The sequence below is a fragment of the Hwanghaeella sp. LZ110 genome (assembly GCF_048892525.1).
In the GTDB taxonomy this organism is placed as follows: domain Bacteria; phylum Pseudomonadota; class Alphaproteobacteria; order UBA8366; family Aestuariispiraceae; genus Pacificispira.
Genome location: NZ_JBLZHT010000061.1, coordinates 1 through 321 on the forward strand (window position 1 = coordinate 1; position 321 = coordinate 321).

Sequence of the window (321 nt, forward strand, 5' to 3'; positions counted from 1 at the left end):
GCGCGGCGGGGACCGTTGCCGCCTGTACAGTCGAAAAATTGCCAGCCAGGGTTTATCAACTGGGATCTGGCCGTGGCATTAAGTTTGGTGAGGCCGTAACCCAGGTCTGCGATCATTTTTCTGCGAAGATGATTACTGTGGCACCGGGTTTTAATTTTGCTCCCACTGAAAAGGACCCGAACTATTGTGTGCTAGATATCGAGGATGCCAGGCGGGATCTTGGATACAGTCCAGCCTTCGGGTTGCAGGAAGGGCTGGCCGATTTTGTGCTGACTTTGGAGCGTTATCGAACGTCCGGGGCGTCGTCCGCAGCAATGGTTT

At 54.2% G+C, this 321-nt stretch carries 1 protein-coding gene; it reads left to right on the plus strand.

The window, feature by feature from the left end:
* Positions 1-321, plus strand: a 321-nt coding sequence (locus tag ACOSDM_RS20210) for a hypothetical protein (RefSeq protein WP_420726334.1), incomplete at both ends; no start/stop codon positions are given.